The organism is Spirosoma migulaei (assembly GCF_054776855.1).
On the sequence record NZ_BAAHBG010000002.1, the window covers coordinates 720608 to 732445 of the forward strand.

The following is an 11838-nucleotide window of genomic DNA, read 5'->3' on the forward strand; positions in this document are numbered from 1 at the left end:
CCGACAGTTGCGTATTTTTGTGGAATGAATCCTCATAACCTGCCCCCGGCTGGACTGCCTCCAGTTGGATTGCCTCCGGCGTTTCAGGCACAGATGCAGGCGCAGCTGCCAACCGAATTTCCTGATTTTCAGGCTGCGCTTACGGCACCTACGCCGGTTAGCATACGCTTGAATCCGCGTAAGAAAGTATATAATACAACTGGTTTAGAATCGGTTCCCTGGTGTCCAGAAGGCCATCCTGTCGAGGGGTTTTATCTTCCCGAACGGCCTAATTTTACACTTGATCCGCTGTTTCAGGCGGGCGCCTATTATGTTCAGGAGGCATCGTCGATGTTGTTGTATGAAGCTCTTCGGCAAACCGTTAACCTGGATCGGCCGTTACGGGTTCTGGACTTATGTGCGGCTCCGGGTGGAAAAAGTACACTGCTGGCATCGGCTTTGCACCCCGATAGTCTGCTGATTTGCAACGAAGTGATCCGTAGCCGGGTGTCGGTATTGCGCGAAAATCTGGATAAATGGGGGTATCCAAACGTTGTCGTTAGCAATCACGATCCAGAAGATATGAGCAATCTGACGGGATTCTTCGATCTGGTTTTAGTTGATGCTCCTTGTTCGGGCGAGGGACTTTTTCGGAAAGACCCGGATGCTATGCAGGAATGGTCGGAAGCGGGTGTTGATCTTTGCTCGGCCCGGCAAAAGCGCATTCTGGCCGCAGCAGCTCCGTTGCTGGATAAAGATGGCATCCTCATGTATAGTACGTGTACCTATAATGACCAGGAGAATGCTGAGAACGTCGCCTATTTAACGGAAAATGGGTTTCGAAATCGCCCGCTAATTTTGCCATCGGAATGGAATATTGTGGAAAGGCAGGCTGGTGACCCGGAAATCGGCGAAGCCGTTGGGTATCAGTGTTATCCACACCGAGTACGGGGCGAAGGTTTTTTTATTAGTGTATTTAAGAAGACTACGTTTACCGCCCCTGTAAAATTAGATGCCCGTACGTTCCGAAGTATCCGGGCCTTGCGCCCTCGAGAAACGGCATCAGCAGCCAGGTGGTTACAAAATCCAGCGGATTTCTCATTCTGGGAAAAACCTAATGGTGATGTAATGGTACTACCTAAAAGCCTGGAAAAGACATTCTTGTTTCTGGATAGTGCCCTGAAGAATAAAGGCTTTGGCGTTGAGATTGGTCAATTTAAAGGACAGGATTTTATCCCATCTCATGGGCTGGCACTCAGTACTATCGTTAATCAGAAGCTACCTGCTGTTGCGCTAAGTAAAGAAAACGCCTTGCGCTACTTTAAGAAAGAGAATCTGGTGTTCGATGAACCCGTAAAGGGATGGTTGTTAGCCCAATATAACGGCCTGAACCTAGGTTGGGTGAAAGGAGTGGGTAACCGGGTAAATAATTATTTGCCAAAAGACTGGCGCATTCGAATGGACATAAAAGAATACGTATGAAACGATTTCTTGCTGTTTTGGGCCTATTGCTGGCTGTTATGATCGTTGGGTATTTACTGGGCCCAACGGCTCATTCCGATCCTATTAAAGATGAACCAATTACACTTGACCCAGATTTAGTGAAGCTTGAACAGAGCATTGCTGAGTCGGAGCGAAAGCAAAACCTGCGTCTGGATAACGAAGCGCGCATTATCTGGGCCGATAGCCTTCATAAAATCAAAACACCTTATAGCATCGTTTATCTGCCAGGTTTCTCGGCAACCTGGGCTGAGGGTGATCCTGTTCATAAACAAATTGCAGCCCACTTTGGCTGTAATCTATACCTCGCCCGTCCGGCCGAACACGGGGTTAACTCGCCGGACGCGCTCAAGAATATAACGCCATCAAATTATGCGGGTTCTGCCGAGCAAGCGTTGGCGATTGGTAAGGAACTGGGGCAGAACGTAATTGTAATGGGTACGTCGGCGGGTGGAATGCTGGCACTCTACCTGGCTGCCCATCATCCTGAAATCGACGGATTAATTCTTTATTCGCCCTGTATCGCAACGGCTAATCCAGCGCTGAAACTGGCTACGGGCCCTTGGGGTAAGCAAATACTTGATCAGGTCTTTCAGGGAGAGCACCTGATCAATACACACTATAGTGGTGCCCGTGCTAACTACTGGCTACCGCAGTACCACACGAATGGACTGATTACGCTACAGACTATGCTCGATGAGTTTATGGTACCTGAGCAGTTCCAGAAAGTGAACCAGCCTTTGTTTATGGGATACTATTACAAAGACGAAGCTCATCAGGATAAGGTTGTGTCGGTGGCGGCTATGCTGGATATGTATGATGAAGTAGGGACGCCTGCTGATAAAAAAGAAAAAGTGGCTTTTCCCAATGCAGGTGAACATGTCATTGCCTCTCATTTCACATCTAAAGACTTATCAGGGGTTTATAAAGCCACCGAGAAATTTATGGCCGACGTACTGAAGTTGCCACCGGCACCTGTACCAACAGCTGTTGTAGCCCTTCATCGTAACGGCGATTCGACCAAAAAATAACCTAACTTTGGGGTAATTAATGAATAATGAATAATGTGTAATGAATAACGTTCTAGTACGTCATCTGCCATCTATTGTTCATTCTTCATTCTTCATTATACATTAAACACATGGCTTACGGATTACTGAACGGAAAACGCGGCATCATTTCGGGTGCCTTAGACGAAAACTCAATTGCCTGGAAAGTCGCTCTGAAAGCGAAAGAAGAAGGCGCCATCTTTACACTGACCAACGCGCCGATTGCCATGCGTATGGGTGCCATCAAAGAATTGGCTGCACAGTGTAATGCTGAAATCATTCCGGCCGATGCTACCTCTGTCGAAGATATTGAAAACCTGTTTACCAAGTCAACCGAAGTGCTTGGCGGTAAACTGGATTTTGTTTTGCATAGTATCGGTATGAGCCCGAATGTGCGGAAAGGAAAAGCCTATACTGATCTCAACTACGATTGGTTTAAGCAGAGTATCGACATCTCGGCGATATCGTTCCATAAAATGATGCAGACTGCCTATAAACAGGATGCCATGAACGAATGGGGGTCAATCGTTGCCTTGACGTACATGGCTGCTCAACGGACGTTTCCGTTTTATGGAGACATGGCTGATGCCAAAGCTGTCCTGGAATCAATAGCTCGTAGTTTCGGGTATCAATATGGCAAATACCGGAACGTACGTGTAAATACAGTTTCGCAATCGCCCACACCAACAAAGGCGGGTAGTGGCATTGGTGGATTTGATAAATTCTTCGACTTTGCCGATAAAACGGCTCCCCTTGGCAACGCTACTGCCGATCAGTGCGCTGATTATGTGATCACGCTATTCTCCGATCTGACACGCATGGTTACGATGCAAAACCTGTTCCATGATGGCGGTTTCTCGATGACCGGTATTTCGGAAGACGTGATGGCATTGATTAATAAGGAATAGTAGGTACAGTAGTGAAATGAGTGCAGTAAGTGGAGTGAGTTTCATTTGCTCCACTTATTGTACTCATTTCACTTACTGTATACCAACATACGTATACGTGGCTGTTTGTGTGCCGCCCGGATACGTTTCTGTATGCGAAACAGGGTAGTCTTCAGCATTGTATTGATACACATATTGTGAGCGGTGCAACTGAATTTCAGCACCATCCTGACCCTGACTATATTGGGTGATGGTGGCTGGGTTATTTAGTTGAAAGGTAACGTTTGGTAGGAGTGGATAAATGGTCCACAGACTCGTGACGTTTTTATGCGAATCATAGTCTGAGAAGCGCGTTATGTAGTCAATCTGATACACACCTGTTTGCGCATCTTTGGCGAGGTTAACCACTTGAGACAGATTCCCTTTGGCATCGTAGGTAAATGTTCTGGCTGTTTCTACTGTCGATGCGCCTTCTCCTCTCGTTTCATCCAGGCGTATCAACCGATTTTCGGACGAATAGGTATATTGCCTTGTCGTTAACAGCTTGCCCATTTTAGTAAACTCCTGCGTACGACTGACTTTATTACCATCGTAGCTATAGGTAACATATGAGCCGTTGGACGCTTCTACACGTGTTAACTGTGTGCTGGAATAGATCAGATTGTAGACGACCTTAAGCACTTCGCCAGTTCCCTCATTGTACAGGCTTTGTCTGGTGTACCGAATGGGTTTGTTCCCGGCGTCATACTCGACTTCTTTATAATCGGTATTGGTCCAGCTAATCTTCACTCGCTTAAAAACGCTGATTGAGTCGGTCGGTTTGCCCGGTGTCGTATCTGGCAATACTGTATTCGATTGGCACGCTACAAAAGCTATCATCATGCCCAGCACGACTATTGGTAAGTTGGTTTTCATTGTGTTTACTGTTTTATGCTATTGATAGTAATTGGTGGTTTGATTCATATTAAGGATAGCTATAGCTTACTAACCGTTCTGTAAGGGCTAATGAATCGACATAAAAGGCATTTGAACTGCTATATTGTTCGAATGAAGCGTATGCTGTCTGATTGGCTTGGACAAAAGAAAAGCGGTGAACGACCAAACGTTCACCGCTTTTCTGAATGAATTTCGTTCTCCTGCTATCAGCTATTCAGTAATGCTGATGGTTCAAAATTTAATTTCCTGGGTAAGATACGTTGCCTGGTTATCGCCGTTAATTTGAACAGTAGCCGTTATTGGTTTGGCCCGCCAGTCAATAGTAATCAGACCGTAGTTTAATTCGGAAACGATTTTACCTACACGGTGACGATTGGCCTCTTCGTGTGGCGCCGAAACGTGGGTTAAGCCGCTGCTGGTAATATCGAAAAGATCATAGCCTAATCCGGGTAAGCTTACTTTCGATACTTCCGCCATATGCCGGTCGCCACTGATAAATAAGGCCCCTTTTGGCTTTGTCTTCGCTAACATATCCAACAACCGCTGGCGGGCAGTTGGGAAGTTGGCCCATTTCTCATACACATGCTCTTCGGGTAAAACCTGAATACCACTACCAATAATATGTACGTCGGCATCCGAGTTCGTGAGCTGTTGCTCCAGCCATTTCCATTGCGATTCGCCCAGTACATCGCCCGATGGATCGGGTACATTTTTTTTATTCTCTTTCTTGAGTGGGTCACGGAAATAGCGGCCATCCAGCAGAATTACTTTTACCCGTTGCCCTTTAGGCCCATACGTGTGTGCAGAGTAGCCGCCTTCCTGGGTGCGCAATGGGCTATTGGTAGGAACATCCAGAAAATCCAGCATGACCTGCTGACTTTCTTTCCGTTTAGGATACTCCTTCCCGCCATCATTGACGCCGTAATCATGATCGTCCCAAACGCCAATGATTGGCGTTGACTGCCGTAACTGCTGGTAAACCGGATTTGATTTTTGACGGGCATATTTTGCACGAAGCGTATCCATACTTTCGGAGTCGCCGTAGATGTTATCTCCCAGCCAAATCCAGATATCAGGTTTTTGGGCCACAATATCATCCCAGAGAGGTTGTGGTCGTTTTTGGTCACTGCATGACCCGAAAGCAATGGTAGTAAGTGGTTTCTGCTCTGAAGAGGAAGATTTTGGCTTGGTTGTATGGCAACCGGATAGCACTAAACAGCCGAGAACGAAAGTCGTAACAAAGTTTTTCATTGGAGCGGGATTGATCAGTTAGCTGGTAAAAGTAAAAAAGCTACGTTGTTTCCAAAGCGCGTTCAAGATTTGTTAACTTTGGGCACTGCAACGTAGAATCACATACCGCCAACCATCGCTGAAAACGCTTATCTATTAAGATAGTGCCTTTCAGCGCATGCTGCCCAACTTCAGGCAGTAGTAGACTCACTATTTTCGTTTGGTAGGGTCCTATTCATTCCGTTTTAATTAAATTTTTCTACCGATGAAATTTCAACATTTCATCACGGGTCCCCTATGCGTAGGCGTATCCCTGATTTTGTCGTGTTCCAAAACGATTTCTACTAAAATGCAGATCATACAACAGGAAGTAATAAATAAATCCATTATCCGCGATTTCTATCGTCGGGCGGTTAGTCAGGGCGATCTTGACTTTGCCAGGGCAATAATAGCGGACGATTACATACAGCATAGTCCGATGGTTAAGCCTGGAAAAGAAGGGCTGCTGGAAGCACTTGCCTACATGAAGCAAATGCCCAAACCCGCCACAACTTCGACGCCCTTTTTACGATTAATTGCCGAAGGGGAGTACGTTGTAACGAATATGAGTTTCGGTTGGGGAGATAAGCAGAAAATTGTGGTTGATTTATTCCGGTTTCGGGATGGTCAGGTAACGGAGCATTGGGACGCCATTGAAGACCAGCCCGAAACGACCCGAAACGGAAATCCCATGATGGACGGTCCGTTGCCTATGGATGCATCTGACCTGACGACAGCGAATAAAGCTCTTGTGTCGGAATTTTACGAACGGGTTCTCGTGAATCATCAGCTCGATATTCTTCCAAATTTTGTTGATGCCAACCTTATTCAGCACATTCCTGACATTGACAATGGTCTTGCTGGATTAAAAAACTACTTACAGCAGGAGACTGTCCAACTCTCAGTTGAAAAGGTGACTCATATTATAGCTGAAGGAGATTTTGTGGTTGTTCAGGCAGTCGGAAAACTGGAACAAAAAACGACCACGTTCTACTCCATTTTCCGCTTGAGTGAAGGAAAAATAGTGGAGCAGTGGGGCGTAAAGCAGATTGTTTCGTAGTTGTATAACCCCACCACCGGCCTCTATCCTTAGTTTAAGGATAGAGGCTAAAAAGCTTCCTGTAGTATTCACGTTCTCGCTTGGCTTCGCCGACCGGGCTGGCGTACCAGTGAGGGCTATTCGTTCCAGGGCCTCTGGCCCGTTTTCTACTAATTGGTTATTCTCTGGCCAGAGACCGTTAAAACAATATTACTCACTCGGCGAAGCCAAGCGAGAACATGCGGGGCGGGACTAAAAAGCTGTTGATAGTATCCCCTCTCCTGTTTTAGGAGAGGGGGCAGGGGGTGAGGTGAGCATCTCTACTCATCCCAACTCCTTCGAATACGACTCCCGTTCTCAGTCGATTCGGCTTGAATAAAGTTTTCCACTTCTTGCTGCAATTCTTCTACATGTGAGATAATACCCACTACACGATTTTCGGATCGCAGGGCTTTGAGTGTTTTAAAGACCGTTTGTAGTGAATCCTTATCGAGCGTACCGAAGCCTTCGTCCAGGAAGAACAGGTTCTGTTTGGCTTTGGTCAGGTGCTGAATATTGTCGGATAGTGCCAGTGCAAGCGATAAAGCCGCCTGAAATGTTTGCCCACCCGAAAGCGTTTTCACGCTCCGGGTTTCTCCCCCGTTGAGGTAGTCGCGTACCTGGAAATTGTTTTTATCGTCTAACTCAAGCTTTAACTGGTTGTTCGTTAGTTTGAAAAACCGATCATTGGCCGATTCGCACAGGTTCTTTAAGTAGACTGACGATACATAATTGACAAAACCCTGCGCCCGGAACAACTCGTCCATTTTCTTCAAATCCTGCCGACGAAGGTCTAACTCATCATGGCGTTTTTGATGTTCCTGTTTTTTTGCCCATTGCTGCTTTAGCGTTATCAGAACATTGGTGAGCTGCCCCAATTCTTTATTCAGGCTATCTTTCTGATCACGGAGGGTTTTTAAATGGCTTTGCACGTTCGTAAGTGCAATCGCATCAAAGGGAGATTTGAAAAGCTCGTTTTCTAAATCAGTGATTTGCTTCTGGAGCCCAGCCCGTTTTGTATCATAGTCGCGGATGCGCTGCTTTTCCTGATCGATGTCCAAATTACTCTGCAATACCTGCTCCACTACGTCGCGGGTTATGGACTGTTCAGCTAGATTTTGGGCCAGATTACCCTCAACAGCCTGAATATCATTGTCCAGGTCTGCCAACTGGTTGATTACCTGTTGAAGTTGTTCAGCCAGTGTAGCCTGTAGTTTCTCCGCATCCGATTTTTGCTTATCGGCTTCTTCAAAATTTGTTTTTGTCTGGTCGTATGTACGAGTGAGCGAATCGCGCAAGTCGGCAATCTGGCGCAGGTTCCATTGTTCAACTTCCGAAAGCCGATAATAGTCCAGCGATTCGACCGCCGTTTTTAATTGACCATTTAGGCCCGCAATTGCTGTATCGAACTCGCTTAATTGCTTTTCCTCTTCACGTAAGGCCGTTTCAACCTCATCAATTTGTTTGCTCAACTCCCGAACGACCTTCTGACCTTCCTGAAGTTGTTTTTGCTGCTGACTCTCCTGCTGGATGGCCCCTGCCAGATCAGACTCCCGATCCTTGTCAAACTCGTGCCAACTAAACTGGTCCTCATGTTCGGTAAGTTGCCGTATAATCTCTGCTCGTTCCTGAATTAGTCGTTTGCTGTTGTCTAAAGCGCTCCGAAGATCTTTGGTCATGCCTTCAATAAGTAACCTTAGGGCAGTTGTATCATCAATACGTTGGTTGACTTTGTTGAGTGCATTTTCGCTTTTGAGCACCTCCTGCCTGATTAAATCGGCATCCGAGTTGCCCTGACTAGCTGTATGTTTAGCTGGATGGTGCTCGGACCCGCAAAGCGGACAGGGTGTACCATCGGTCAGGGAATCAGTAAAGTGGACTAATTCCTGTTTTACGAAAGCCTGCTGGTACACCTTTTCGCGGTCTTTGCGGATGGCTTTCAACTGTTCCAGCGCATCGTCAATCTGGGCAGGCAATGTTTTTAAGGTAAAAGCAGCCCACTCTTCCGGAAAGCCTGCCAGTGCCTTGTCTTTTTGCTGTTTGATCTGTTCGATCAGGGTCTCATGATCAGTCAACTGTTTTTGTAACTCGTCGGCCTGTTTTTTGAGCGGCTTATAAATGGCGAACCATTTTTCTGCCTGATAGAGCCGCTCTAACTGCGATGTCTGCCGAAGTAAACTGTCGATCAGTGTTTGGTGCTTTTGCCGTTCAGCTTTATATCCATCAAGTGACAGTATCTGCCGCCCGATCCGAATCGCTATTTGCTGCCGATTTCGTGTTTGAAGCTCAATCGATTCCTGTAAGAGACGGATCTGCTGCACCGTATCTAACTCATCAATCTGTTGCTGCAATTGATTCCGGCCTTCATAGGCTTTTTTGGTGGCCTCGTAAACCGACTGTAGGCCCAATAATTGACCATCTGTTACTGAAAGTTGCCTGGCTGTTTTGTTCTTTGCCTCAACCAGACCCGTTTGCTTATCCGTCAGCTTTCGTAGCATGACCAGATCCGACTGAAAGACTAACCGACAGGTTTCGTAAAGGGCAATTGTTTGTCGGAGTTTGCTATAGGTCGGTTCTAATGTTTGCAGACCTGCCAACTCCCGCTGTAGTGTTGCCAGATTCTGACTCTGCGTTTGGGCGTGTAACAGTAGTCGTTCGGTTGGCTCCACTTGCTCAATCTCCGTCTCTTTTGCCCGAACTGCATCGTGGCTGGACGCAATATTGGCTTCGGCATGTTCAATAGCCGCAGGGGTAACCGTTGCCAATGGACTTAATAATCCTCGAAGTTCGGCCAGTTGATCGTCGTTGGCTTTACTCAATTTGCCTACCCGCCCAGCCAGGTCGTATTGATCCAGTTTGAACAGCTGATTCATCATCTTGGTCCGCTCTGTGGGACTAAGTTCCAGAAACTCGCGAAACTGGTTCTGGGGAATGATAATCGTACGCTTGAAATTCTCGTAGTCTAAGCCCAGAATTTGCTTCGACAGTACGGAAATATCTTCTTTTTCATTTCCGATTGGATGCCAGTCATTTTCCTGCCGAATGAACATTCGACGCTCGCCGGGACCTATCTCGTGGTGTTTCTTAGGATGTCGTTTCGCTTCGTAGACAAATTTATAGATATGCTGATCGGGGCCAGCCTGAAACTCGAAGTCAATCAGCAACTGCTTCGACTTCAGATTCATCATATTATATTGTCGATTATCGCGGCTGTTCAACCGTTCCGTTTCGCCATAGAGCGCAAAGCTAATCGCTTCCAACAGGGACGTTTTGCCACTGCCCACCTTACCGAATATGCCAAACACACTCGACCCGGTCAGCCGCTGAAAGTCTATTTCCTGTAAATCCTGGTATGAATAAAGGCCTTGAATCGATAATTTAATGGGTATCATTCAGGTTCGGTGGCTAAAATCTCCCGAAACAGGTGCTGCAATCGCTCATTCGGCTCCTGTCCTTTGTTTCGGTTCTTAAAATAATTCGCGAATAGCGTTTCCATACTTTGGGTAAGGTCGATGGCGGGTGCAGATTCCTGCTCCGGCTCATCCACCGTCCGAACATCAGGAATAATCGTTACCAGCGATTCATGCGCCTGCTGAAGTTGCCTACGTTCTTCACTCGTCAGATAAGTGGTCGTTTGCAGCGTAATCTCAGCGAAACAATTAGGATTTTCCCGGAGCCAGTCAACAGCCTCGTTGACGAGCTTAAATTTAGGGCGAAGGAGTCGCTTACCGGTTTTCAGCGGAACCGGTGTAAAGGTTACGGCCTGATTGGGCTCAGCCTCAATCCGTACAACATACTTTTGTTGATCGGCCTCCGCAAAGCTATAAGCTAACGGGCTACTACTATATACAACTGGGCACGGGCCACCACCCATTTCCTGATAGCGATGCAAATGGCCTAAGGCTGTATATTGTATTTGCGGAGGAATCATATCGGTATACACCATCGAAGCGCCACCAACCTGCAAAATACTCCGCTCATCGTCCGACTCTTCGGGTTGTTCGCCACCCCGCTTCATAACAAAGAGGTGCGCCACCAATAAATTGATACCCTTTTTATCCATATAGGTATCAGCCAGTGTTGCCCAATGACCTTTCAGGCTTTGCCGGAGTTCATCGTCAAGATGAGTCATCCCGAAGTACGAGCGCATTCGGGTTTCATTGGCATAGGGTGTTAAAATGATTCGAACCGGCGCATCGTGTCTGGGGAGTTTCAATTCAATAAAGCCAGGAGCGGTCTGAAGTACCTTTGCTTCACAGCTTAATTCATGGGATTGAATGTTTGTCTTTGGAAAACCAGCGAAGATAATTCCACACTCCCGACCAAAATGGTCTTGGGCTTCAATTCGGTCGGGGTTGTCATGATTACCCGCAATGGCGACCACGGTCCGACGCCCGCCTGCCGTTAATTGCTTAAGCGTACTATATAATAAGTCCTCTGCTTGTGGATCGGGATTAAACGTATCAAACAAATCACCTGCCACCAATACCAGATCTGCATCTTCGTTGTCTGCCACCTGTACAATTTCAGCCAATACTTCCTGCTGCTCCTGTAATCGTTGAAAATCCTGTAGCCGCTTGCCTAAATGCCAGTCAGCAGTATGTATTATTTTCATCGTATGAATAATCATACCCTAAAACAGGGCCCAAAAGAAAGATGCAATATACTTCATAGTACTCGTATTAGGGTTAAAAAGAGCATCCCTTGAGGGTCATTCTACCGCTCTATACCAGTTGCGTATCGATTGTTTGAAAAAAAGTTAGCATTTTTCTACTGTGTAAGTGGTTGAGGATGGGAGCTTTACCAAATAATGTTTGGTGGGCTCCCATTTATTTTCTGAACAAGCCTTGACAAAGCTAGTTTAAGCCCCTACCTTTGCAGTCCCAAATCAGGGAAATGAGTTGAAAACAAACGCGAAAGCGGCTGGTAATCAATTCATTAGGTGCAACTCGCTGAGAATCAATTGCAAAATTTATTTTCAGATTTACTTGACAAAGCAAACTGAGTCTCGTACCTTTGCACTCCCAAACAATGGGAAAGATTGGCGAAAAAAGAATTAACCCTCTCATTGTCAATCAATTACAAGGAAAAAGTTGAAAATTAATTTAAAAAAATAATTTCACTTTCACTTGACAATCGG

General features: G+C 46.3%; 8 protein-coding genes. 4 read left to right on the forward strand and 4 right to left on the reverse strand.

Annotated elements, in window-relative coordinates; all coding sequences use genetic code 11:
* Positions 1-24: 24 nt before the first annotated feature.
* From ACYVGO_RS04300 to ACYVGO_RS04310, 3 genes are all read left to right on the forward strand, one after another.
* Positions 25-1461, forward strand: coding sequence for a methyltransferase RsmF C-terminal domain-like protein (locus ACYVGO_RS04300; protein WP_460967768.1), 1437 nt, complete (start codon positions 25-27; stop codon positions 1459-1461).
* The gene (locus ACYVGO_RS04305; RefSeq protein ID WP_460967770.1) at positions 1458-2510 is read left to right on the forward strand and encodes an alpha/beta hydrolase; all 1053 of its coding nucleotides are present in this window, start codon (positions 1458-1460) and stop codon (positions 2508-2510) included. Before ACYVGO_RS04300 ends, ACYVGO_RS04305 begins: the two co-directional genes overlap by 4 nt.
* A gap of 110 nt (positions 2511-2620) precedes the next feature.
* Positions 2621-3436 carry an enoyl-ACP reductase FabI gene (locus tag ACYVGO_RS04310; RefSeq protein ID WP_142770637.1) on the forward strand — a complete coding sequence of 272 codons (816 nt, stop codon included), beginning with the start codon at positions 2621-2623 and terminating at the stop codon, positions 3434-3436.
* 72 nt (positions 3437-3508) lie between these two features.
* On the opposite strand, the gene ACYVGO_RS04315 is transcribed toward ACYVGO_RS04310, so the two are convergent.
* Together ACYVGO_RS04315 and ACYVGO_RS04320 are read right to left on the reverse strand one after the other, a co-directional pair.
* On the reverse strand, positions 3509-4330 hold the full coding sequence (locus ACYVGO_RS04315) for a hypothetical protein (RefSeq protein ID WP_460967772.1): 822 nt from the start codon (positions 4328-4330) through the stop codon (positions 3509-3511).
* Between the two features lie 252 nt (positions 4331-4582).
* Entirely contained in the window at positions 4583-5602 is a 1020-nt protein-coding gene (locus ACYVGO_RS04320; RefSeq protein ID WP_460967774.1) for an alkaline phosphatase D family protein, read from the reverse strand.
* 244 nt (positions 5603-5846) lie between these two features.
* Here ACYVGO_RS04320 and ACYVGO_RS04325 point away from each other — a divergent pair, with 244 nt between their 5' ends.
* Complete coding sequence (locus ACYVGO_RS04325) at positions 5847-6680, forward strand: nuclear transport factor 2 family protein (RefSeq protein WP_460967775.1); 834 nt, start codon at positions 5847-5849, stop codon at positions 6678-6680.
* Between the two features lie 299 nt (positions 6681-6979).
* Here ACYVGO_RS04325 and ACYVGO_RS04330 read toward each other — a convergent pair whose 3' ends face one another.
* The gene (locus ACYVGO_RS04330) at positions 6980-10090 is read right to left on the reverse strand and encodes an AAA family ATPase (RefSeq protein ID WP_460967777.1); all 3111 of its coding nucleotides are present in this window, start codon (positions 10088-10090) and stop codon (positions 6980-6982) included.
* Positions 10087-11313, reverse strand: coding sequence for a metallophosphoesterase family protein (locus tag ACYVGO_RS04335; RefSeq protein WP_460967779.1), 1227 nt, complete (start codon positions 11311-11313; stop codon positions 10087-10089). The genes ACYVGO_RS04330 and ACYVGO_RS04335 overlap by 4 nt, the downstream gene beginning before the upstream one ends.
* Positions 11314-11838: the final 525 nt, after the last annotated feature.